We start from the raw sequence: 22,743 nt of genomic DNA, 5'->3' as shown, positions 1-22,743 counted from the left end.
CCCGTGGCCAGGGGCCCCGCCCGCCCCCACACCTCACCGCCACGCGACTCTCTGACGGGGCGCGGCGGTTGTACGCAAGGGCCACGTGCCCCGCGCCGAGCGAACAGCCCGACCGGGGCCCGCGCCCTACGAACGCGTCACGAACGACCCACGGTCGATCCGCGAACAACCCACGAAACCCGCCGTCACTTCCGCATCGTCTGCCCCGGGGCGCAGAACTCGGCCTCGAAGACCCGCTCGTACGGGGCGCCGTCGGCCAGCCAGTCGCCGTTGATCTGGAACGTCAGCGAGTGCGCGCCGTCGCGCGTCGTGGCGGAACTGGTCAACGAGCCCCAGACGATGCCGTCGTGGCCCCAGACCGTCTCGCCACAAGACAGGTCGCGCGCGATGAGCCCGAGCCCGTACCGGAAGTGCTGACCGGTCTCCACGGTCGTGAACATCTCCTTCGTTTGCTGCTTCGGCAGCAGCCTGCCCCGGGTGAGGGCGCGGAAGTACGTGTTCAGGTCCGCGCCGGTGCTGATCATCTCGCCGGTCGCGCCGGACCAGGTGGGGCTGTACTCGGTGGCGTCGTGGATCTCCGGTCCCGGGTTCGGCGCGTAGAGCTTGGAGTACCCGACGGAGTGCGGAGTGGGCAGCGTGGTCCGCGTGCCGGGGAACGAGGTGTGCCGCAGGCCGAGCGGCTTGATGATCCGCTGCTCGGCCTGGTGCGCGTAACTGTCGCCGGTCACCGCCTCGATGACCATGCCGGCGAGCACGTAGTTGGTGTTGGAGTAGTGCCAGCCGTCGCCCGGCGTGAAGTACGGCGGGTACTTCAGGGCCATGGCCACGATCTCCTCGGGCTTCTTCACGTCGAACCGGTGCGTGAAGAAGCCGGGCCCGTTCATGGTCTGCTGCCACTCCGGCGTCTCCACGCTGTCGTGGATGCCGCTGGTGTGGTTGAGCATCTGCCGCACGCTGATCCGGCTGGCGTCGTACCCGTCGCCCCTGACCACGCCGGGCAGCCACTTCTCGACCGAGTCGTCGAGGTCGATCTCGCCCTCGGCCTCCAACTGGAGCAGCACGGTGGCCATGAACGTCTTGGTGATGCTGCCGGCCCGGAAGTGGTCGGCCGCGCTCCGCTCGCGCCCCGTCTCGGTGTCGGCGTACCCCGCCGACCCGAACCACCGCTTCCCGTCCGCCGTCTTCGTCGTCGCGGCCACGCCGGGCATCCCGGCCTCCACCAGCCCGTCCAACGCGTCCTGCGTGGCCTGATGCGCGGCGGCTCGCGCCGGCGCCCGCTCCCCGCTTCCGACGGCGAACGCCCCGGGCGACCCCGCCACCGCCACCGCGCCCACGGCCGCCGCCGCGGTCACCCCGGCCAGCACCCGCCGAACCCGCACGGAAGAACCGAACATGGTGCCCCTCCCCTTGCCCTTAGGTAAGCCTTCGTTGGGCACTCTAAGCGATCATGAGAACACGCCGCCGTGTGCGGGACCACCATCGCGGCTCTGAGACCATCGAGCGCATGGGCAAGCACCGCCGACCCGGCCCCCCGAACCAGCCCTCGCGCGCCGCCTCACCCGCAGACGCCAACGATCCGCTCGCCGCGTACCAGAAACGGCGCCGGGCCCCCATGGACGTCTACCGCCGCCACCGCCCGCTGCACGCCGGAGCCAGCCACCTCCACCCCGACGAGCCCAGGGCCCTGGAGGCGTGGGACGGCTTCGCCTATGTCCCCGCAGGAATCGCCGAGAACCTCCGCGCCGCGCAGGCGTGGGCGAACGAGCGCCCACATCTCAGCGTGTAGGGCGGTGGTCAGGCTTCGAAGTCGCCGTCCTCACACGCGTTTACGAACGCGGTCCAACCGGGGCCCACTCGCTGCGACTCCCGCCGTTGACGCCGCACGAGGACCGGCACAACGACCGGCACCCCAAAGGGGCGGGCCGGCCCCGGTGCGGGATGGGGGGCGTGCTTCCTCCACGACTGCTGTGGCGCGATCCCCGCCCCATCCCTCGGCTCAACAAGCAGGAGCCGGTGACCCAGATACGCAGCTGACCTGGGTCCGGGCGGACGGCGACGACGACGCTGTCTAGGCGTGGTCCGGTAGAGGGCTGGGCAGTTGCGTTCGTATGTCCGCCCGTCGGACCGGCCCGTCAGATGACCTCCTTCTCCTCGGTGACCATCACGGCCACTGAGCCCATGTCGATGAAGCGTGCCTCGTCGGGGTTGACCAGCGTCCGGTAGTTGTCGGAGGCGAAGAAGGCGTCGTGGTCCTCCCAGTCCTCGAACCAGATCTCCGTCAGGCCGTCATAGGCCCGAGGCGGGTAGTTCTCGGCGGGGACCGGGTGCGATACGGCGTATCTGCGCACGTAGCGCTCAGCCTCCGGGATGGAGGTGAACAGCGGTGCGTGCCGGTTGCGGTGGTGGTCGACGAAACGCTCGTACGACATGCCCTCGGCACGGTTGATCATGAAGATGAGCTTCAGCATGGCGTCAACCTAAACACTCACATCGATGTCAGGGGCAAGTGAAGCAGGGGCATGGGCGGAGTTCGGCAGGCGGATCGGTGAATGGGCCGCACGCCGCGCCCACACCCACCACAACGAGACCGTCTCGTCCTGAGCGAGCCGGGGCGGTCCACCAGTGGCGGGTCGACACGAGGTCAGGCGGAGGCGGCCTGGAGGAGGGCTTCGGCCGCGGCGGTGCGGGCGTAGAGGACGGAGCGGCCGGCTCGGTGAGCACTGACCAGGCCCGCGTCGCGTAGCGCGGTGAGGCACTGGGACACCCCGGCGGGGGAGAGTCCGGTGCGGTGGGCGAGCTGGGTGGTGGAGTCCGGGATCTCCAACTCGGTCAGGAGCAGGGTCCGGGAGCGGCCCAGTACGGCGGAGAGGGCGTCGGTCCGGGTGACGGAGCGCGGTTCCCACAGTGTGCCGACACCGCGTGCTGGATAGGCGAGTTGAGGCGGGTCCGGCAGTGTCGTTCGGGTGCGCGGTCCCGGCCCGGTGAAGACCGAGGGGATCAGCAGCAGTCCCGTTCCCGCTGTCGTGCGGGTCAGAGGCTGCTTTCGCCGGGTCATCCGCAGCGCGGTGCCGTCCCAGCTCAGCGACGTGTGCAGGCCGTTGAGGAGGTGGCCGGTGCCGTGTTCGGCGGCCAGGCGGGCCCGGTAGCGGATGTCCGCGTCCAGTACTGCCCGGACGCGTGCCCAGTAGGGGGCGAGTGCCAGCTCCCAGTACGTTTCGAGCTCCTCCGCGACCCTGGGCAGGAGGCCCCGCGGGTCGTTGCGTAGGGCTCGCAGCCGGGGGCCGAGGCCGCCCTCGTGGCGGGCCAGGTGGTCGAGGTCCTGGCGTACCCGGTCGGCGGGCGATGCCCGGATCGCGTTCCACTCCGCCGCCGGAGTGGGAGCCAGCCCGGTGGGGTCCGGGTTGAGGAAGTCGGGGACGTAGCCGCCCGTGGGTGGGATCAGCTCGCGGAGCCAGCCCCGGTCCAGCCCGGAGGCCAACAGGCGCGGGCGTACCTGGTCGGCCCAGGGCCGGTGGACCGGATGCGTGGCGCCGGCCCTCAGCAGCCGGAAGCTGGGAGCGACCTCCCACATCGGTGAGACGGCGAACCGCACCTGCGCCAGATCGCTCGTCGAGAACGCCAGCTCGGCCAGGACAACCACCCCTCAACGGATTCAGGCATACGTGAATCAGTGGCGGGTCACCCTACCGTGGGCAGATCATCACGCCATGACCTCACAGACGACCACCGCGGCGGCATCGGGCACCTGGAAGCTCGGCGACCTGACGGTCAACCGGATCGGGTTCGGCGCGATGCGCCTGCCACAGCACGGTGAGGCGTTCGCCGCCGACGCCGTCCCGCGCGACCGCGACCAGGCGATGGGTGTGCTGCGCCGCGCCGTCGAGCTCGGCGTGAACCACATCGACACCGCCGCGTTCTACTTCTCGCCGCTCCGCTCCGCCAACGAACTGATCAACCGCGCCCTGGCCCCCTACCGGGACGACCTCGTCATCGCCACCAAGGTCGGCCCCGGCCGCGACCCTTCCGGCCAGTGGCTGCCGCATGCCACCCCCGAGCAACTGCGCGGCCAGGTCGAGGAGAACCTGCGCCAGCTCGGCCGCGACCACCTCGACGTGGTGAACCTGCGCATCGTCGGCACCGATTCCCTCGCCGAACGCTTCGGCGCACTCGCCGAACTGCGCCAGGCCGGACTCATCCGTCACCTCGGCCTGTCCAACGTCCACCCCCACCACCTCGCCGAGGCTCAGGGCATCGCGCCGGTGGTCTGCGTCCAGAACATGTACGGCATCGGCGCGTCGTCCGAGCAGCGGGAGTTTCTGCGCGTCTGCGGTGAACAAGGCATCGCGTTCGTGCCGTTCTACTCGATCGCCGGCACCGGACGCGCCGCCGGCGCGACCACTGACCACGACCCGGAGGTGCACGCCATCGCCCGCGCTCGCGGCGTGAGCACAGCCCAGATCCGCCTGGCGTGGACCCTGCACCAGGGCCCCCACGTCCTGGCCATCCCCGGCACCGGCGACCCCGACCACCTCACCCAGAACGTGGCCACCGGCTCCCTGCGCCTGTCACCGGAAGAACTCGCCACCCTTGACTCCGTCCACCACGAGGCAGCCTGATCAATCCCCGCGGGGTGCACGGGGCAGGCCGACCGCTTAGGCGTCGAAGTCACCGTTCTTCACGCCCGTGACGAACGCGGTCCAGGCGGCGGTGTCGAAGGTGAGGGTGGGGCCGTGGGGGTCCTTGCTGTCGCGGACGGGGACGGTGCCGGTTGTGGGTGTGGTGATGGGGGCCCACTCGATGCATTCGCCACCGTTGGTCGAGCTGTACGAGGACTTGATCCACTTATGGGTCATGGGTCGCAACCTTCCAGATCGGCGCCGTGAACTTGTGTGCGCTATCGGGCTGTTGGGCTTACAGGTTCCGCGCCCGTCCAGTCGAGACCAGGCCGTGTCCGACGGGTCTGGTGATCAGTTAAGGGCATCCCGTCCCGTCCCGTCCTGTCGCGCCGTGCCCCACTCCCACATGCTCCGCACCACTGGCTCCAGCGCCCGGCCCTGGCTGGTCAGAACGTAGCGGACGCGGGGAGGCCAGCCCGGGGTGCGGTGACGTTCGATGACGCCCGCACTGGTCAACTGGGCCAGCCGGTCCGAGAGGACCTTGTCCGAGAGGGCGGGCAGGGCGGCGGACAGTTCGGAGTATGTGGCCTGACCGCGGCGTAGGAACTCGCGGACTACGAGCGGCGTCCACCGGCCACCTAGCGCGGCGAGGGTGATGTCCACAGGGCATCGCGGTTCGTGGCCCGGCGGAACGAGGGCGCTGTCCGGACAGTCCGCCAGCGGGCCGTTCCGATCACCCGCCGGCGTGTGTCCAACCGTTTGGTGAGTCACGAAGGCCCCTCCTAACGTCCGTCGAGAACACCCCGCCAGCTTGCCTCCAGGGGGCCTTGTGCGTATCCACCATCTCAACTGCGGTTCGCTCCGGAAGATTCCACCACTCGGCGCGGAACTGACGGCCGGCGCCGTGAACCGCGAACGGGCCGTTGCCTGCCATTGCCTGCTCATAGAGACCGACTCGGACGGGCTGATCCTGGTCGACACCGGCCTCGGCACCGCCGACCTACAGCACCCTGACCGGTCGCTGGGCGCGGACTGGGTCGCCTACGCCCAGCCCGCGCTGAACCCCGAGGAGAGCGCGCTGCGCCAGGTCGTCCGCCTCGGGTACGCGCCCCAGGACGTGCAGCACATCGTGCTCACCCACCTCCATCGCGACCACACGGGAGGACTGCCGGACTTCCCCGACGCACGGGTGCATCTGCACCCCGACGAGTACTGGGCCGTCACCGACCCCGCGGCAGCGCACCACCGGCACACCCTCGACCGCTTCATGCCGACACACCGGGCGCACCACCCACTGCTCACACCCGCATCGGTGGACAAGAGCACAGAGTGGTTCGGCTTTCCAGGCGCGGCGCGGCCGCAGGGGCTGACATGCGAACTGCTGCTGGTGCCGCTGCCCGGCCACTCGGCGGGACACGCGGGCGTCGCCGTGCGCGACGGCGACGGACGATGGCTGCTGCATGCGGGCGACGCGTACATGTATCACGGCGAGCTCGATTACACCCCGCCTCTTACCCACCCCGTTCTCCAGCCGGTCCAGCAGGGATCGCAGACCGATGCCGCAGCTCGCGTCGTGACCCTCGAACGGCTGCGCGGCCTCCGCCGCGATCACGCGGATGAGGTCACCGTTTTCAGCGCACACGATCCCTGGGAGTTTGCCCGCCTCGCCGCCCTCACGGGCTAGAACCGTGGGCAGTCCTCATCGGGTCCATAGCCGGATCGCGGCGAGGCTCCGCCGCGCGTGGGGGATCAGGCGTCGAAGTCGCCGTTCTTCACGCTCGTGACGAAGCGGTCCAGGCGGCGGTGTCGAAGGTGAGGGTGGGGCCGTGGGGGTCTTTGCTGTCGCGGACGGGGACGGTGCCGGTTGTGGGGGCTGTGCTGGGGGCCCACTCGATGCATTCGCCGCCGTTGGGCGAGCTGTAGCTGGACTTGATCCACGTCTCGGTCATTGCTTACAACCCTTCGGCCTTGGGTGCCTCAACCCTGTTGTAAGGCCGCTCGGTTGGTCCAGAGTGCCGACTCGGCCAGTACGCCTGATGGCCCCCACGTCATCCACCTTCGGCATGGCAAAGCCCCCGACCATCGCTCTACGGTCGAGGGCTCCGTCGTACGTGGGGGATCAGGCGTCGAAGTCGCCGGTCTTCACGCTCGCCACGAACGCGGTCCAAGCGGCGGCGTCGAAGGCGAGGGCCGGACCATGCGGGTCCTTGCTGTCGCGGACCGGGACGGTGCTCGGCATACCGAATCCGACCTCCACGCAGTCACCGCCGTTGGGGCTGCTGTGGCTGGATTTGCGCCAGCGGACGGGCCATGTGCTTGTGTTGCTCATCGCTTCGTCAGTCCTTCCAGATATGCGCCGATGCGGTCGGCCGACTCCTCCGGCGACAGGGCGTAGCTCCTCAGCAGATCATAGGCGCGGGCGCCCTCATCCACCTCGGCTGGGTCGAGCGCGGTTCGTCCCCGAGAGAAGCCGTCCACGTGCAGTACGTCGTGCGGCGGCTTCTTCCCATCTTGCTGATCAAAGCCGCTCAGTAGCGTGAACGGGCCTGCCAACCCCGGATGAGCGGTCACCTCTTCCGGGACCACCTGGATTACACACCGCGGATGCTGCCCGGCGGACAGCAGACGCTCAAGCTGGCTGCACATCATGGCCGGTCCGCCGATCCTGCGACGAAGTACTTGTTCGTCCAGGATGAACCACGTGTGCGGTGGCTCGTCGCGGTCGAACAGGGCTTGACGCGTCAGCCGGGCAGCTACGAGGTCATCCAGATTATCCGGTCGCCACGATGCGAGCGTGACCCTTGCGTACTCCTCCGTCTGCAGCAGCCCTGGCACGATCTGGCTCTGGAATGAGCGGATTGATTTCGCCTCTCGTTCCAGTTCGACAATCGGCAGGAACCAGGACGGGTACGCGTACGCGAGGACCAGCGGCGACAACTCCTCGAAGAAGTCGATGCCGAACGTCGCGTCGAGATCGCGAGCCAGGTCAGGCGCGAGCACTCGCTTCGCGTTCTCCACGTAGCTGATCATGGCGCCGGTGGTGTGCGCCTTCGTGGCCAACTCGGTCTGTGACCAGCCTCGTTCGGTGCGGAGCTTGCGAAGCTGTCTACCGAGGAACCCCGCCAGCGATGCCGGCGCCCCGTTGTCCGTCTCCATGACCAACGTTGCCACTCCCTCTTCCCTCTGCCCGCTTTAACACTTGCGGTTTTAAGGCGCGACTGCTAGCGGGTCCGCTCCACCGGGCCGATGCTGTGAGTGCCTGGTCACGTTGCGCGACCGGGCTACTCCCTTACCTAGGCGATGTCCCGATGAAGGGTCAAGTCTTGGCCAAGGGAGGGAAGTTACGAGCCACCCTCGTGGGGAGACCAGGCCATGGAACACCTGATGACGCTGCGCGTGTACCGGCGACGCCCCGGCGAGGTCGGCCCGCCCGATCCGGGCTCCGCCGTCGTCAGCGTGACCGCTGTCGACAGCGAGCGGGTGTGGCGGGACGACTACCTCTGGGCCGCGACCTCGGCCTGGCCCCCGTGCCGGTGCCCGATGCACCGCCGCCAGCACACGTCCGCACCCGCGCCCGCAGCCGCATCCGCGAACATCGCCGGGGGCGCCGTATGACGTCGGAAGGCACTCACCGGGTCATCGTTCGCGGCGTCGCCCTGCGGTTCTTCCTGTACGTGGACGGCGGGTGGGTGCCGGCCACCGACACCGAGTTCCACGCCGCCTACGAACAGTCGATGTTCGACCCCGTCGCCCTCCGGTACGACGTGCTGTGCCCCAACCGGCGGCGCGTGGAGTACAACACCGTCGAGGGTTGGTTCTGGTCGGACGGAAGCGCGGCGTCCGGGCTGATCACCTTTGACGACCGCAGCCCCGGCGAGTGCGCCGGGCTGGCGGGGATCGAGGGGGTCCGGGTCGCATGACAGGCCGCCAGGTGTGGGTGTTCCTGCTGGTCCACTGCCCCGCCGACACCCGTAACCCGCTCGACTCCGCCCGCCTGTGGCCGCGCGTGCTCCAGGTGGTCAGGGACGGCGTGCCGTACCCGCCGGGCGTCGTCCTGCGCCCCGGGGAGTCGATCCAGCGCGCCGCCGAACGCACCGGCGCCGCCCTCGGCATCGCGCTGCCCCCGCCACCGCTCCGCCTCCTCGCCGTGGACCAGCAACCCGCCACCGCGGCCGGTCAGGCCGAAGAGTTGGCCCTCTTCGTGGACGGCGGGCGCGTGGCCGCCGACGCCTTCGCCGCTCCACCCTGCGCGCGGCACGGCGTCACCTGGACGCCCGTCGAGGACCTCGGCCGGGTGGCCCTGGTGCACGCCCTCCGTACGCGACTCCTTGCCGTCGAACCCGCCGTACTGGTGGAGGGCATGCCCCTCGCGCGCGAGGGGCGGGATGGCTAGCGGCGTCCGGCCACCCGAAGCGGGCCAGCCTCCCGCAGCCCCGCCCGGCCAGCGCGGCGGCTCCTCACTTCGCCTTCTTCCGGTCGAACCAGATCGTGGCGGCCGTCGGCGCGAGGCCCACCCAGAACAACATCTGCGGCACCGTACGCTCCGTCCACGGCACCTCCGCGATCAGCAACCCGCACAGCAGCGCCAGCGCCGCCTGCGCGAGGACGATCCGGGACCAGGTGCCGCGCCGCAACACGGAGCGCACGTTGAGCTGCACGCCGGCGCGCAACCGCCGGTAGCGCCGGAAGGCCCCGAACGCCCAGATGGCCGCCATCACCACCAGCACCCACAGCCGGGTACCGATCGGCACCGGCAACTCCGGCGCCTCGCCCTCCTCCGGGAACAGGTTGACCATCGCGCCCGCGCACACCAGACAGATCAGCGCGAGCCACCGGGTGCCGCGCAGCAACCGGTACGTTGCCTGGTCGAGCCCGCGGGTCAGTGAGTACGAGGTGGGCGCGGTCGCCAGTGCGCCGGCGTACATCTCGGCGGCGTCGGCCGCCCGTACGCCGGGGGCCTTCGCCGCCTTCACCGTCTGGTACTCCAGAGCGAACGCGTTCGTCGGGTCGATCTGCAGGATCTGTCGCTCGATCTGGTCCATCCAGGCCGTGTCCTGCGCGACGCCGGCGAGCTTCCACAGCGTCATGTACGCGCCGACCTCCTCGGGCCCCCGCCGCACCGCCTCCCTGGCCAGGTCAACGGCCTCCTGCCAGGTCTCCTGGCGCGGCGGGAGGAACAGCAGCTCGGCCAGCAGCGAGTAGGCGGCGAAGTACTCGGAGTTGAGGCCGATCGCCGCCCGCGCCGCCTGCTGTGCCTCCTCCCACCGGTGCAGGCTGCGCAGCACGTACGCCCGCAGCAGCATCGCGTTGTAGTCCTCGGGGGCGATGGCCAGCGCCTCGTCCGTCGCCCGCAGCGCCTCCGCGTGGTCCTTCGTGAGCTGGTGGCATCGGCCGAGCCGGGTCCAGGCCCGTACGTCGGTGGGGTCCTCAGCGAGCCGTCGCGCCAGCAACGCCTTGGCGTCGTCGTACCGATCGAGTTCGATGAGGGCGCCGGCCTGTGCCGTCAACGGATGCTCGGTCGTCACAGCTTGCGCTTCCGCTTCAGGTAGGCGACCAGGTCGTCGTACGTCCCGCCCTCATTGGCGTACATCGCCACGTTGCGCGCCGTCGCGAACCACGGCTCCGTCGAGGGCGCCACGGCCTTGGCCGCGCGCAGCAGGTCCGCCATGTTGATCAGGCGCACGGTGCCGGTACGGGCCGAGTCGAGCAGCGCGTGCTCGGCCGCCGCCTCGCACACGTGGGCCAGGTCGGCTCCGGACAGGCCGTCCGTGATCTTGACGAGCTTGCCCAGGTCGACGGACTCGATGGGCCGGTCCTTGAGGTGGTAGCGCAGGATGGCCTCGCGCGCCGGCGCGTCGGGCGGCAGCACGAGGAGCGTACGGTCCAGGCGCCCGGGCCGGCGCAGCGCGATGTCCACGTCCCAGGGCACGTTGGTGGCGGCGAGCACGAACACGCCCTCGTTCGCGGTGGCGTCCACCCCGTCCAACTCGGTCAGCAACTGGTTGACCGTGTTCCGCATCCCGGAGTGCTGCGTACGGCTCCGCTTGCCGCCGAGCGCGTCCAACTCGTCCAGGAACACCACGCACGGCGCCTGCCGGCGCGCCGTCTGGAAGATCTCGTGCATGTTGCGCTCGGAGTTGCCGATCCACATGTCCAGCACGTCGTTGACCGAGACCGACAGGAAGTTGGCCCCCAGCTCCCCGGCGACGGCCCGCGCGATGAACGTCTTGCCGCACCCGGGCGGCCCGTACAACAACAGCCCGCCGCGCAGGCTCTTCCCGTACAGCTTGCGCAGCTCCGGGTTGCGCAACGGGGCCAGGAACGCGGCCTCAAGCCGCTCCTTCACGTCCTGCATCCCGCCGACGTCGGCCAGCCGCACCGTCCCGGGCGCGGCCACCTCCCACGCGTCGGCGTCGCCCGGGTCCCCGCTGCCGTCCACGGTCAGCGGCGCCTCCACGAAGCGCGGCGGTACGACGTCGCCGACCTCGTTCTCGGCCGCCTGCCAGTCGAACCCGCCGCGCGGGGCGCGCGGGCCGGCGGTATCGGTGTTCGCGGCCTGAACCGTGTCCGGGGTGGGGCTTGCGCCGGCGGTCGTGCCCGAGCCCGTGGCGGGGTGCGCGCCGGTGGTGGGGCTCGCGCCCGCGCCCGCGTGCGTACCCGCTTCCGTGGCGGACCACTGCGCCCCCTGGGCCGGCCCGGCACCGGTCCCGGCCGGTGCCTGTGCCGGGGCCGTAGTGGCGACCTGCGGCGGAGCGGGTGACGGAGCGGGCGCCTGGGCGGCGGGCGGCGGAGCGATGGCGCGGGCCATGAGTTCGCGCGCCTGCGCGTGATCCGGCGCGTGTTGCAAGGCCACGGCGACCTCGGCCACGGCACCGGCCGCCTGCCCGGCTTCGAGCAACAACTCGGCGAGGTGCAGCCGCAGCGCGACATCACCGGGCGTGGCCTGCACGGCCGCGCGCATGCTCTGTATCAGGGGAGTGTCCTCGGACATGAGCCCTACTCTACGTAGGCACCCGCAGCGGTCCGCAGTCGCCCGCCCCACCGCCCGGTACGCCGCCGGCCCACCGCCCCGTACGCCGCCGGGTGACGACTCCGTACGCCACTTCCACCGCCCCCGGAGCCCTCGCCGCCCCTCCTCTCCCGCTACCCGGGCAGCATGGCGCGCCGCCCCGGCGCGGCGGAGGACTGCATGGTCATGCCGCCGTCCACGACCAGGAGTTGACCGGTCAGATAGCGGGACTCGTCGGAGGCGAGGAACACCATGGTGTGTCCGATGTCCTCCGGAGCGCCCAGGTACGGCAGCGCGTTGCCCCGCTTCAGGGAGTCGATGACGTCCACGGGCAGGTTCTGCTCAAGGGCGGGGGTCATGACGGCGCCCGGAGCGATCGCGTTGCAGCGCACGTTGTGCGGCCCGTACTGGACGGCGATCGACTTCGTGATGCTGACCACCGCCGCCTTCACGGCGCCGTACGAGGTCTGCAACACGTCGCCCACCAGCGCCGCCACCGAGGCGGTGTTGATGATGGAGCCGCCGCCGGCGCGGATCATGTGCGGCACGGCGTACCGCGCTCCCCACAGCGTGCTGCGCACGTTACGGTCAACGGCGCGACCGAACTCGTCCATGTCCATGCGCAACAGGTCCAGATCCTTGCGCGGATCGGTCCCGCCGACGTGGTTGCAGAGCACGTGCAGCGCCCCGAACTCGCCGACGGCCGCGTCCACCATGGCGGCGACGGAGCCCTCGTCGGTCACGTCCACGGTGACCGGCAACGCCCGCCCACCCGCCGCCGCCACGAGTTCCGCCGTCTCCCGCGCACCGCGCCCGTCGTAGTCGGCGACCACGACCCGGGCCCCCTGCCGGCTCATCAACACGGCGGCGGCCCGCCCGATCCCGCTCCCCGCCCCGGTGACGACCGCGACCTTGCCGGCCAACCGGCCCTCGCCGGTGGGGTTCTCGTTGTCCTTGTCCTTGAGATGTTCCATGACGCGTAACGATCCTTCTCTCGTACGGGGCGGGTCAGCGGGTCTCGGTAGGGGTGGTGTTCGGGGCGCTCGGGAGGTCGGCCGGGGCCGAACCCGGAGCCTGCGGGGCGGTGGCGGTGGCGGTGGCGCCAGTGGCACCGGTGGCGCGGACGGCGCGCGGGATGGCCAGGGTGAGCAGCAGCCCGACCGCCGCGGCGACCATGGCGACGGCGTACGTGACCCGGAACCCGTCCTCGGTCGGCACCTCGACCGGCCCGAGGCGCAGCGTCATGTTCGCCAGGATCGCGGCCATCACCGCACTGGAGGTGGAGGTGCCGATCGAGCGCATGAGCGCGTTGACCCCGTTGGCCGACGCCGTCTCGGTCACCGGCACGGCGTCCATGATCAGCGCGGGCATCGCGGCGTACGCGATGCCGACACCGCCACTGACGATCACCGCCGTCACGACGATCTGCCACACCTCGGCCATCAGGAAGAGCCCCACCGCGTACCCGAGGCCGATGACGGCCACGCCGATCAGCAGCGAGGTACGGGCCCCGTGCCGGGCGGTGATCCGGGTGGAGACCGGCGACAGGGCCATCATCACCAGCCCACCGGGCGCCAGCGCGAGCCCCGCCATGAGCGTGGACTGCCCGAGCCCGTACCCCGTGGCCTCCGGCGACTGGAGCAACTGCGGCAGGGTCAGCGACATCGCGTACATGGCGAAGCCGACCAGGATCGAGGCCAGGTTGGTGAACAACACGGGCCGACGCACGGTGACCCGCAGATCCACCAACGGCTGCGCCACCCGCACCTCGTACGCCGCCCACAACACCAGCACCACGACGCCACCCGCGAACAACCCGAGCGTGCTACCGCTCGTCCACCCCCAGTCGCCCCCCTTGGTCACCGGCAGCAACAGCAGCACCAACCCTGCCGCGAGCCCGATCGCCCCCACGGTGTCGAACCGCTCGGCCGCCCGACTCGGCGGCGCCGGCAACAGCGCGACCACCAGCGCGAGGCACGCCGCCCCCAGCCCCGCGGCCAGCCAGAACAACACGTGCCAGTCGGCGTTCTCGACGAGGGCGGCGGACAGCGGCAGCCCGATGGCCCCGCCGACCCCCAGGCTGGCACTGACCAACGCCACGGCCCCGCCGACCCGCTCCGCGGGCAGCACGTCCCGCAACATGCTGATGCCCACCGGAATCACCCCGGTGGCCAGCCCCTGCAACACCCGCCCGACGATCACCGGTATCAGCGCGTCGGACACGGCACACAACACGGAGCCCGCGACCAGCGAGACGAGACTGCCGACGAGCACCTTGCGCTTGCCGTACATGTCACCAAGCCGCCCCGCGATCGGCGTGACCACGGCCGCCGCGAGCAACGTGGCGGTGATCACCCAGGACGCGTCGGACGGCTCGGCGTCCAGGAGGCGCGGGAGCTGCGGAATGATCGGCACGACGAGCGTCTGCATGAGCGACACGACGACACCGCTCAACGCGATCACGCCCGTCACGACGCCCGGCCCCACCGTACGGGGAGAGGTGGCTGACAACGTTGGAACTCCTTGCACGGAGGGGCGCCGCCCTGGGCGCGCTGATGGGTGGGAGAGGGGTTCTCGGTTACGGGTTCGGCCACGGAGCCGGGCCCGCGCATCGAGTCCGAGCCACGGCCGCCGGACACACACACGACAGGCCCGCCCGGTACCGCACACGCAACCGTCAATATGCACAGTACACACGATGTGCATAATGCACAACGATGGTCAATGGCGCCCCCGAAACCGTGAGCCCATCAGCGATGATGAGGTGAGCGCACCGAACCGGGACGAAACAGAGGGCAACCGAGGTCATGAGCGACCAAGAGCAACGGCTGAGCGACCTGGAGCGGGAGATGACCCTGCTCTCCCGCCACTTCATCGCCTCACGCGGCCCCCGCACCGGCCAGAGCCTGGACCGCTCCGCCTACGTCCTCCTGACCCGCCTCGAAGCCGGCGACCCGCTCACCCTCAAGGAACTGGCGCAGACCTTCCACGTCGACGTCTCCACCATCAACCGCCAGGTCAGCGCCATGCTCAAAAACGGCCTGGTCGAACGCATCCCCGACCCCGCCGGCGGCATGGCCCGCAAATTCCGCCCCACCCCCCTGGGCCTCGAACGCCTGGAGGCCGACCGCGCCATCAGCCGCGCCGGCACCACCCGCCTCATCGAGGTCACGGGCTGGTCGGAAGCGAGAACCGAGCAGTTCGTCAGCCTCCTCATCGAGTTCAACCAGAGCATCGAACGGATGGAGGGGCTGACGTGGTCGCGCGGGGGGTCGGCGAATGAGTCGGGGGAGGAGGGGGTGGTGGGGGAGGGGTGAGGGGCGGGCTGCGGACAGGTCCTGGCGGTGCGGTCGGGCGGCCGTGTGGAGGGGGGCGGGTGACGTAGGTGGGCGTTCGCGTCGGCCGTAAGGTGAGGGTTGATTAGGCGGTTCGACGGGCTTCCCCTGTGGGGACACGCCCCTTCCGCGCGAGTTGTCGCGTGTCGGGGGGCGTTGTGTATCTGGTGTGCCTGTCAGCCGCTGAAACGTACGAACTGCACGCGCGGGGGACCCTGAGGTCCGTGTTGGCTGAGGCCGAGAAGACGCTGGGGCGCAGGCCGGCGAGTAGCGGTGAGAAAGATGCCTGGGCTCGCAGTCTGCCCGTCATCGCCGGGGACCTCGTGGAAATGGGGCTCGGAGCGGTAGACCTCATGGTCGAATGCGCGTTGCCCGGTGTGCAGGGGGAAGCGGACGTCATCCTGGCCGGCCGACACCCGGACACCGGTGATCACTCCTACGTCGTCACCGAATTGAAGCAGTGGCAACGAGTGACGGCCGCCCCAGGCGACGACCGTCGCTTCATCGTCGCCAACATGATCGGCAGCAAGAAGCATCACCCTGCCGAACAAACAGCCAGGATGTGCCGAGCCCTCCTGGCTTCCCATGACCTCTTCTCCGAGCCCCACGACCGCTTGGTGGGCATGGCCTATCTCCACAACGCCGCTGATCACCAGGTGACGGACTTGCTGGCGGCGCCACGCAACAGGTTGGCCTACGTGTTCACTCGCGATTCTCGCGGCGCGCTGAAGAGGTTCCTGCGCCGCAGACTGGGGACGTCACCTGGACGCGAGTCCGCCGAGCTGCTGGCCGACAGCACGCTTTTCGGTAAGTACGTGGCGGACCAGGCACGTGGCCAAAACCGGGTTCACCCGGAATTTCGTATCAGGAACGACTGGGACGGAGCGACGCACTGGGTGACCACCGTGCTACGCGCGACGTTCACGGCAGACCGGAAGTCGGTAGTGCTGGTGACGGGCTTGTCGCGACTCGAGGCGTCGCAACTGGCCATTACGAACGCGGAGTTACTCCGTCGCGCCGGGTACCGGGCCCGGATCCTCACGCCGGAGGATGCGCATGAGCCGCCTCGGTGCGACATGTTGTTGTGCGGGGAAGCAGTGCTTGAGCAGGCGTTGAGCCGCGCGAAAGAGCGCGCCGGGCGCGAGGCGTTGGGTTCATACGTGCGGCGCTTGTTCGCCGCCGCGCAGGTGCCTGTTTTCATCCTGTCGACTGGCCTTCCCGGAGTGGATCGGGAACCGGATGCGTTCGCCGCCGTACTGCGGGAAGCGGCAGCCAATGCGGGGCTGACGCTGCGCACGATGCCGTTGGACAGCGACTTCCACTGAGTTGCCCCCGCATCCGGTGGTGAGAGGTGCTTACTAGGGCAAACGCCCGTTCGGTAAAGTTCGGGCGTTACGTGCCGCATCCGACGGGCTTCCGACGAGGACACGCCCCCCGCGCGACGACTCTGTCTTCCTGGGGGACCTGTGGCCTTCAAGCAAACCTCCGCCCGAAAGCTGCTCGCCGAATCCGCTTTCGGGCAGCGCCCCTATGTCAACGAACTGAGTGACAGGTACCGGATGACGTACCAGCAGCCTCCCTCCGCCGCAGAGGTCAATTCCTGGGGACATAGCCTGGATGCGCTGGCCCGCGTGCTCGTCACGGCCGGCCTCGGAGATGTAGAGATGCTGGTCGAATTCGCGCTGCCGATGTGCAGCCTCCGCGCCGACGTGGTGCTCGCGGGGCGAGACCCGAAAACAGGTGATCCGGCCTATGTAGTGGTTGAACTCAAACAGTGGAGTAGGGCACGGCTGATCCCGGGCTCCGACGAACTCTGCGAGGTCATCGGCCTGCCCCGGCGAGCCACGCTGCACCCGATCGCCCAGGTGACCCGGTACTGCGAGTACCTCAGAAACTATGCCCTGGTGCTCGAAGGGCATGGGGAACGCGTCACCGGAGTGGCCTACCTGCACAACGCCGAGAGCGAAGGGATCGCGGAACTCCTCACCACACCGGGTGCCGGCAACAGGTTGTTCACCCGAACCACCGAGGACGACTTCGTCCGGTTCCTGCGGGAAACCATCTGTTTCGACGACAGCAACCAGGTCGGTGAGGAACTGCTCGCGAGCCGCTTCGCTCCGAGCGAGGCGCTGATGAAGGTCGCTGCCGACGAAGTGCTCCACCGTAGCCATTTCACGCTCATCGGTGAGCAGCACACGGCCTTCTCCCTCGTGATGCGCACCCTCAGAATGGCCCATGAGCGACCCTCCGGCACCAAGGAGTTGGTGGTCGTCGCCGGCGGCCCGGGGTCGGGTAAGAGCGTGATCGCCCTTTCCCTGATGGGAAGCCTGTTGCGTGACGGTTATCCGGTGGCGCACGCCACGGGCTCGAGGAGTTTCACCCAGACCCTGAAACAACGGATTTCGAACAACGACAGGGACAGCGGCAGCCTGTTCACGTACTTCAACAGCTTCACCGGCGACAGGTCCAGCGGACTCGACGTCCTCATACTTGACGAGGCGCACCGCCTGCGTGAGACCTCCAACGGAGCACCGCTCGGCAGCAAGTGGGGGGTCAGGCGGCAGATCGACGAACTGATAGACGCCGCTCTGGTCCCGGTCTTCCTGCTCGACCAGCACCAGGTGGTGCGACCCGGCGAGACGGGCTCCCTCCAGATGATCGAGGAAGTGGCGGCCAAGCGCGGACTCACGGTGCGACACGTCGACCTCGACGGCCAGTTCCGCGCCGGCGGCAGCCGTGCCTACGAAACATGGGTGCTGCGCCTGTTGAACATCGAGCCCGGTGGCCCCCTCGAGTGGGAGGGGGACGAGGGTCGCTACGCCGTACACCTCGCCGAAAGCCCCGAGGAACTCGAGGACTTCCTGCGCCAAAAGCGTTCGAGCGGCGAGGACGGACGTATCACGGCGGGATTCTGCTGGCCGTGGAGCGACCCGAACAAGGACGGTTCGCTGGTGAACGACGTGAAGATCGGTTCCTGGGAGCGCCCCTGGAACATCAAGGGCTCGAGCGGAGTGGGTGGTCTGCCCTCATCGGACCTGTGGGCGACAGATCCAGCGGGTTTCGGGCAGGTCGGCTGCATTTACACCGCCCAGGGCTTCGAGTACGACTGGAGCGGCGTCATCATCGGCGACGACCTGGTGTGGCGAGACCAGGGTTGGCAGTCGGTTCCTTCAGCCAGCGAGGACAAGGTTCTCGACAACGCGCCCCCGCACGAATTCCACCGACTGATCCGCAACACCTACAAAGTGCTCCTCACCCGAGGAATGAAGGGCACCGTGCTGTATTCGACCGACCCGGCCACACGGGAGTTCCTCCGCGCCCTCATCCCCTGAGCACACGGGAAATGGCGCACCGTGCCCGCCCCGCCGGGCGCGGGCTCGCGGCCCGGTGCTCCCACCGGGCCACACTCCATGACCAGCCAGCGTCTCCTACCAGGGAGCGAGCGCCGCTACGCCGTCACCGGTGACGCCGATCGAGTAACCAGTTCTCGGAGCTTCTCCTGCGTCTCCGCGTCGGTCGAGTACAGAATGGTCCCGACCATGCCGCGCGTCAGCAGCACCTTGTACGTGTTGCGAACGAGCCTTTCCACATCCTCATCCGAAACGGTCCGCTTGAACACCGGGTCCTTGGAGGCGGCGCGGCGCGCCTCCCAACGGTCGGTTCGCCACACCAGGTCGGGCCCGAGGATCACCCCGCTCCAGTCGTACTCGAAGCCCTGAGCGGTGTAGACGCACCCCACCTGGCCGAACCCGGCCGGGTCCGTGGCCCACAGCGCCGACGGAGGAGCGCCCATCACCGAGCGGTCACCCTTGAGGTTCCAGGGACGCTGCCAGTCACCGATCACCACGTCGGCGGGCAGTTCCTGGCCGGGCTTGGCGTCCGACCACTTCCAGCAGTAACCGGCCGACATGCGTGCTCCGTACCCTTGCGCCCGCTTCGTCTGCAGGAACTCCTCCATGGCCGCTGGCGAGTCGGCGACCTCCAGCTCCATGCGTCCGTCCGGCTCCCACTCCTCGGGGCCGCCCCCCTCGATCCCGAGGAGTCGCACCACCCATCGCAGGTAGGCGTCACTGCCACCGCACCGGTACTGGCTGTCCAGCGATACGACGCGGCACGTCAAGCCCATGGCGGCCGCGGCGGCCTCGATCTCCGCGACGGTCCCCATCTCCCCAGGTCGTACGACCTGGTGTTGGTCGAGCAGGAAGACCGGCACGCGAGCCACGTCGATCAGTTCCCTGACCTGCGGCTTGCCCGTACGGTGCTCGGCACGCGTGTAGCGGTTGGCGGACGTCTCGCGGATACGGTGCGCCTCGTCGCAGAGCAGGACGTCGATGGTGTTGGGCTCGGCGGTCATGAAGCTGTTGAAGTACTTGAACAGATCCTGGACCTCACGCTTCCGCGCGCCAGCGACCTTACGCATCGTCTTGGTGAAGGACTGCGACCCCGTGGCGTGCAGCGCCGAGACGCCCCGCCGGTACATCTCACCCAGCACGGAGAGCGCGATGACACTCTTGCCCGTGCCCGGCCCCCCCGTCACCACCAGCACCTGCTTGTGATGGGACCGGTGCGCGTCCCGCACTGCGCGGAGCACGAGTTCGTACGCGACCTGTTGCTCGTCCAGCAGCACGAACTGCTCGCGGTCTCGCACCTCCTCGGCGGCTACCGCCATCAACTGCTTCGACGGTTGGATCTTGCCTGCCAGGAAGACATCGGCGGCCTCGGCACCCGATTCGGGGGCGAGCCTCGATCTCAGGAACGCGAGGAACTTACCCCGCCGCTCAGCGGTGAACATGCGAACACGTTCGTCCGTTTCGGCCGCGTCCAACCCGGCCACCCCGAAGTCGGTGGCGTTGTGGAGAAAAGCGACCCCGCACATGCGCTTCGGGTGGTTGGCCAGTGCTCCGTTGAACGACACCAGGTAGTCGCAGTACCTGCGGACCTGCTCGATCGGATTCAAAACGGGCCGTGAATAGGCATCCACCCGACACAGCACGAGGTCGTCATCCTCGTCGGGATGCGCCTCGCTCCACTGCTTGAGTTCCACGACCACATAGGAGGGTTCGCCGGTCCTCGGATGAACCCCCGCGAGCACGACGTCGGCACGCTTGCTGGTCAGCGGCAGGCCGTATTCGACGAGCATTTCCACCTGACCCAGCCCCGCGTCGAGCAGTGCGCTGGTGAGCGCCGGGAGGCTGCGGTTCCACGACCGGACCTCGGACTCGCCGGGACGGTAGCCGTGGCGGTGCACGAACTGCTCGATCAGATGCAACTCGAGTGAGCCCTCGAGAAGTCGGGCGGCGACCGAAGACACGGAATCACGAATGAGCAAGGCGAACCCCCAGGCAACGCATGCGACTGGAGCGGGTGGGGGCGTGTCCCTCAAGCCGCTGGACATATCGCCAGTGGGGAAGGGAAGCCCGGCGGGCCGCTTGATGAAGGGACAACCACTCTAACTGCGCACGAGCGGTCAGTTTCTGCACAGACCGAGGGGGCCTCGCGGCCCCCTCGCCCTGCAGGTTGTACTGGTAAAGGCTTGGCACGCGACCGGGTCAAGACATGAGCGGCCGAGGCGTGTTCGCCGCTCGGTAGACGCTCGGACGCATGCCAAGGTGGTCGTCGCGCATGTGCGGAACTCGCTTATCCCGGCCGAGGAGTTGGCGAGTAAGGCGCGAGGCGAGGAGCAGGGACGAGTGGTTCTCCCGAGACGCCCAGGGCTCGGGCATCGGAAAGGAAAACGTTTCTGCGTGGTGCTGCCCCTAGCCGGCGATGATCACCGTGACAACAACTAAAGAGTGGGCGGCGTGTGAGGTGTCAGTTCGGCGAGAGGCCGCGCCACGTGCGACGGGCTCGCGGTGGAGGACCTTGGCGGCAGATGGCCAGCGGTGCGCGCTCGCGAGGCGCAAGGGAAAAACGAAGGCACGGAGGCCCTCCATTTCGAGGTGGGGGACTTTCCCGGTGGGAGTCCGTCGTGATCGAAATTGTTCGGACGAGACCCTACGACTCGGACCGAGGATGAGCAAGAAGCTTCACCTCTGATCGTATAGAGCGGCAGTGACACCACAAACCGCACAGCCGTGATTGCTCGCCAACCGTCTCTCGCCCTGCGCAGCCGGAGACGAACCCGTGCGAACCGTGCGGGCTGCGGCGGACTCATTCCATCCGCCCCGTCACGGGGCGGGCGCCGCCGACTCCGGGAACGAGGCCACGGTGGCCAGATCGCGGGTCGACGCGTGCCGTTGGATGTCGTGAAGCGACTGCCCCACCGCATGCGGGGCTGGCTCGAACAGCCTGCGGGCCGACTGCTGCCCCCGAGCGTCCGACACCACGATGCCGCCGGTCCACTTCCCCTGGCCGTCCTGGTAGCGGTACTGAAGCTTCCCGAGCCGCGGACAGTGTCGCTCTCGTACCTCGGCGAATCGAGGATCACAGTGCACGTTGCCGACCAGGTCCGCGGCGTACGTGGCGGCAGCCGCGGGCGCCAGGATCGCGGACACCAGAAGGTCGGCGATCTGCAGGCCAAGGTGGGTGTTGCTGTGTCCGAAGACGGGGGACTCGGGAAGGTGCGGTAGCTGATCACCGTCTTTGCTGAACTTGCGTGCGGTGATGCCGTGCACACTGCCTGCGTTGTCCGACGGGTTCCGGCTGTCGAGTACGACGATGCCGCTGGCCGCCCGTTCAGCGAGGTAGTTCTCAAAGCTCGTGCACAGCACGCCGACTGAAGACGCGTACAGGGCTTCTTCGTCATAGACGACGCTATTCTGCTTCACCCAGATGCGAGCCAACACCGTGCAGCGGTGTTGCTCGAGCAGGTTGAGCAGGTGGTCGAGGAAGCCGTGCGCCGCACGACGCTGCTTGCGACCGGTGCGGCGGAAGGACTTACGGAGGGTCTCGCCCTTGACCTCGTGGTGCACGACGTCCCGCAAGGTGGGCCGAGTGCGCAGCTCCGGTCGGAACCGCTTCTTCAACTCGATGAAGTTCGAGGCGAGCGCCGTAAGGCGCTCCTCCGGGACAGTGAACCCGCCGATGACCATCACGGGAACCGAGTCGGGCACCTCAGGGTTGAGAACCTGAGCGGTGCCCGACTCATCGACGTAGCACAGATACAAGAACGAGCCCCCAAGCACAGAAACAGCTATGGCCGACCCCGAAAACCCGGGCGACGGCCATAGGAGGTGCCACGCCGACAGGGTCGGTCGCAGCGAGGTGTTCGTACTGTTGCGTAGCGTAAGCGAGGCTGGTTGATCAGACAACACCACGGCTCGTGCCCGTCCGTATCCGCCCGGTTGCCGAGCGACGGCGCCTCGACGGGGCAGAGTCTCCACGACACGTCAGCGGGACCACATGGCGGCGAAGGGCCGTCGGGGATGCCTCTACCCCTCCGGCTTCCACCCCGTCCGGCTTCCGTCCCGGCGCGTGGCTCCCTCACGGGACTGCGACACCGACGTGGCGAGACCACCGCCTGACGGAGCAGCCCGCTGCCGGCCAACCCATCAACGCAAAGACCCCGTCGCCAGCGTTTCCGCTGGCGACGGGGTCTTCGTCACACTTGCACAGCTACAGTTACACACTGTGCCCCCGGCAGGATTCGAACCTGCGCACACGGCTCCGGAGGCCGTTGCTCTATCCCCTGAGCTACGGGGGCGTGTCCGCCGTCTTGCGTGGCGACGGAGAGAACACTACCAGCTCATGAGGGGTGGCCATGAACGCCTTTCGTGCGCCCTCCGCAGGGCCCCACGGACGGTGGGGGAGGGGAGCGAGCCGGCGCTCCGAGCGCAGGGTCCGG

General features: G+C 69.0%; 23 protein-coding genes and 1 tRNA gene. 9 read left to right on the top strand and 15 right to left on the bottom strand.

Annotation, left to right across the window (positions count from 1 at the left end; all coding sequences use genetic code 11):
- Window positions 1-185: 185 nt before the first annotated feature.
- Window positions 186-1,394: a serine hydrolase domain-containing protein gene (locus AC3CHW_RS09435; RefSeq protein ID WP_488470149.1), complete on the bottom strand. Its 1,209-nt coding sequence runs from the start codon at window positions 1,392-1,394 to the stop codon at window positions 186-188.
- 110 nt (window positions 1,395-1,504) lie between these two features.
- Between AC3CHW_RS09435 and AC3CHW_RS09430 the strand changes: the two genes are divergently transcribed.
- Window positions 1,505-1,786, top strand: a complete 282-nt coding sequence (locus AC3CHW_RS09430; RefSeq protein ID WP_488470148.1) for a DUF6087 family protein — start codon at window positions 1,505-1,507, stop codon at window positions 1,784-1,786.
- Window positions 1,787-2,132: 346 nt separating this feature from the next.
- Here the strand turns inward: AC3CHW_RS09430 and AC3CHW_RS09425 are convergent, their stop codons facing one another.
- Both AC3CHW_RS09425 and AC3CHW_RS09420 read right to left on the bottom strand, forming a co-directional pair.
- Entirely contained in the window at window positions 2,133-2,468 is a 336-nt protein-coding gene (locus AC3CHW_RS09425) for an EthD domain-containing protein (protein WP_488470147.1), read from the bottom strand.
- Window positions 2,469-2,641: 173 nt separating this feature from the next.
- Entirely contained in the window at window positions 2,642-3,640 is a 999-nt protein-coding gene (locus AC3CHW_RS09420) for an ArsR/SmtB family transcription factor (protein ID WP_488470146.1), read from the bottom strand.
- Between the two features lie 67 nt (window positions 3,641-3,707).
- On the opposite strand from AC3CHW_RS09420, the gene AC3CHW_RS09415 reads away from it, so the two are divergent.
- On the top strand, window positions 3,708-4,616 hold the full coding sequence (locus AC3CHW_RS09415) for an aldo/keto reductase (protein WP_488470145.1): 909 nt from the start codon (window positions 3,708-3,710) through the stop codon (window positions 4,614-4,616).
- Window positions 4,617-4,652: 36 nt separating this feature from the next.
- On the opposite strand, the gene AC3CHW_RS09410 is transcribed toward AC3CHW_RS09415, so the two are convergent.
- Together AC3CHW_RS09410 and AC3CHW_RS09405 are read right to left on the bottom strand one after the other, a co-directional pair.
- A complete protein-coding gene (locus AC3CHW_RS09410) occupies window positions 4,653-4,853 on the bottom strand; it encodes a DUF397 domain-containing protein (protein WP_488470144.1) in 201 nt (66 codons plus the stop codon).
- Window positions 4,854-4,967: 114 nt separating this feature from the next.
- Window positions 4,968-5,279 (bottom strand): winged helix-turn-helix transcriptional regulator, encoded by a 312-nt coding sequence (locus AC3CHW_RS09405; protein WP_488470143.1) that lies wholly within the window; start codon window positions 5,277-5,279, stop codon window positions 4,968-4,970.
- Window positions 5,280-5,520: 241 nt separating this feature from the next.
- Between AC3CHW_RS09405 and AC3CHW_RS09400 the strand changes: the two genes are divergently transcribed.
- Window positions 5,521-6,300, top strand: coding sequence for an MBL fold metallo-hydrolase (locus AC3CHW_RS09400; RefSeq protein WP_488470142.1), 780 nt, complete (start codon window positions 5,521-5,523; stop codon window positions 6,298-6,300).
- Between the two features lie 88 nt (window positions 6,301-6,388).
- On the opposite strand, the gene AC3CHW_RS09395 is transcribed toward AC3CHW_RS09400, so the two are convergent.
- The 3 genes from AC3CHW_RS09395 to AC3CHW_RS09385 all read right to left on the bottom strand — a co-directional run bounded on the left by AC3CHW_RS09395 (window position 6,389) and on the right by AC3CHW_RS09385 (window position 7,787).
- Window positions 6,389-6,565, bottom strand: coding sequence for a DUF397 domain-containing protein (locus AC3CHW_RS09395; protein WP_488470141.1), 177 nt, complete (start codon window positions 6,563-6,565; stop codon window positions 6,389-6,391).
- Window positions 6,566-6,735: 170 nt separating this feature from the next.
- Window positions 6,736-6,945, bottom strand: coding sequence for a DUF397 domain-containing protein (locus tag AC3CHW_RS09390; protein WP_398608913.1), 210 nt, complete (start codon window positions 6,943-6,945; stop codon window positions 6,736-6,738).
- Window positions 6,942-7,787 (bottom strand): helix-turn-helix domain-containing protein, encoded by an 846-nt coding sequence (locus AC3CHW_RS09385; protein ID WP_488470140.1) that lies wholly within the window; start codon window positions 7,785-7,787, stop codon window positions 6,942-6,944. Before AC3CHW_RS09385 ends, AC3CHW_RS09390 begins: the two co-directional genes overlap by 4 nt.
- Before the next feature lie 201 nt (window positions 7,788-7,988).
- Between AC3CHW_RS09385 and AC3CHW_RS09380 the strand changes: the two genes are divergently transcribed.
- From AC3CHW_RS09380 to AC3CHW_RS09370, 3 genes are read left to right on the top strand one after another with little or no spacing between them, the layout of a single operon-like run.
- A complete protein-coding gene (locus tag AC3CHW_RS09380) occupies window positions 7,989-8,231 on the top strand; it encodes a hypothetical protein (protein ID WP_488470139.1) in 243 nt (80 codons plus the stop codon).
- Complete coding sequence (locus tag AC3CHW_RS09375; protein WP_488470138.1) at window positions 8,228-8,536, top strand: hypothetical protein; 309 nt, start codon at window positions 8,228-8,230, stop codon at window positions 8,534-8,536. Before AC3CHW_RS09380 ends, AC3CHW_RS09375 begins: the two co-directional genes overlap by 4 nt.
- Window positions 8,533-9,009 (top strand): hypothetical protein, encoded by a 477-nt coding sequence (locus AC3CHW_RS09370; RefSeq protein WP_488470137.1) that lies wholly within the window; start codon window positions 8,533-8,535, stop codon window positions 9,007-9,009. The genes AC3CHW_RS09375 and AC3CHW_RS09370 overlap by 4 nt, the downstream gene beginning before the upstream one ends.
- Before the next feature lie 64 nt (window positions 9,010-9,073).
- Here the strand turns inward: AC3CHW_RS09370 and AC3CHW_RS09365 are convergent, their stop codons facing one another.
- From AC3CHW_RS09365 to AC3CHW_RS09350, 4 genes are all read right to left on the bottom strand, one after another.
- Entirely contained in the window at window positions 9,074-10,141 is a 1,068-nt protein-coding gene (locus tag AC3CHW_RS09365) for a tetratricopeptide repeat protein (protein ID WP_488470136.1), read from the bottom strand.
- Complete coding sequence (locus AC3CHW_RS09360; RefSeq protein WP_488470135.1) at window positions 10,138-11,607, bottom strand: ATP-binding protein; 1,470 nt, start codon at window positions 11,605-11,607, stop codon at window positions 10,138-10,140. The genes AC3CHW_RS09365 and AC3CHW_RS09360 overlap by 4 nt, the downstream gene beginning before the upstream one ends.
- Window positions 11,608-11,759: 152 nt before the next feature.
- Complete coding sequence (locus AC3CHW_RS09355) at window positions 11,760-12,599, bottom strand: SDR family NAD(P)-dependent oxidoreductase (protein ID WP_488470134.1); 840 nt, start codon at window positions 12,597-12,599, stop codon at window positions 11,760-11,762.
- 34 nt (window positions 12,600-12,633) lie between these two features.
- Window positions 12,634-14,136 (bottom strand): MFS transporter, encoded by a 1,503-nt coding sequence (locus AC3CHW_RS09350; protein WP_488470133.1) that lies wholly within the window; start codon window positions 14,134-14,136, stop codon window positions 12,634-12,636.
- Between the two features lie 296 nt (window positions 14,137-14,432).
- Here AC3CHW_RS09350 and AC3CHW_RS09345 point away from each other — a divergent pair, with 296 nt between their 5' ends.
- The 3 genes from AC3CHW_RS09345 to AC3CHW_RS09335 all read left to right on the top strand — a co-directional run bounded on the left by AC3CHW_RS09345 (window position 14,433) and on the right by AC3CHW_RS09335 (window position 18,292).
- A complete protein-coding gene (locus tag AC3CHW_RS09345; protein WP_488470132.1) occupies window positions 14,433-14,942 on the top strand; it encodes a MarR family winged helix-turn-helix transcriptional regulator in 510 nt (169 codons plus the stop codon).
- A gap of 242 nt (window positions 14,943-15,184) precedes the next feature.
- Window positions 15,185-16,285, top strand: coding sequence for a hypothetical protein (locus AC3CHW_RS09340; RefSeq protein ID WP_488470131.1), 1,101 nt, complete (start codon window positions 15,185-15,187; stop codon window positions 16,283-16,285).
- Window positions 16,286-16,426: 141 nt separating this feature from the next.
- Window positions 16,427-18,292, top strand: a complete 1,866-nt coding sequence (locus tag AC3CHW_RS09335) for a DNA/RNA helicase domain-containing protein (RefSeq protein WP_488470130.1) — start codon at window positions 16,427-16,429, stop codon at window positions 18,290-18,292.
- Window positions 18,293-18,408: 116 nt separating this feature from the next.
- Here AC3CHW_RS09335 and AC3CHW_RS09330 read toward each other — a convergent pair whose 3' ends face one another.
- From AC3CHW_RS09330 to AC3CHW_RS09320, 3 genes are all read right to left on the bottom strand, one after another.
- Window positions 18,409-20,289 (bottom strand): DNA/RNA helicase domain-containing protein, encoded by a 1,881-nt coding sequence (locus AC3CHW_RS09330; protein WP_488470129.1) that lies wholly within the window; start codon window positions 20,287-20,289, stop codon window positions 18,409-18,411.
- A gap of 838 nt (window positions 20,290-21,127) precedes the next feature.
- On the bottom strand, window positions 21,128-22,066 hold the full coding sequence (locus AC3CHW_RS09325; RefSeq protein WP_488470128.1) for a DUF3800 domain-containing protein: 939 nt from the start codon (window positions 22,064-22,066) through the stop codon (window positions 21,128-21,130).
- Window positions 22,067-22,530: 464 nt separating this feature from the next.
- Window positions 22,531-22,602: transfer RNA gene (locus AC3CHW_RS09320), tRNA-Arg, on the bottom strand.
- Window positions 22,603-22,743 lie beyond the last annotated feature (141 nt).

The sequence above is a fragment of the Streptomyces sp. MGP-BFMKR1 genome (assembly GCF_057766585.1).
Note: the sequence above shows the minus strand (reverse complement) of the source record. Positions and strands in the feature narration are given on the sequence as shown.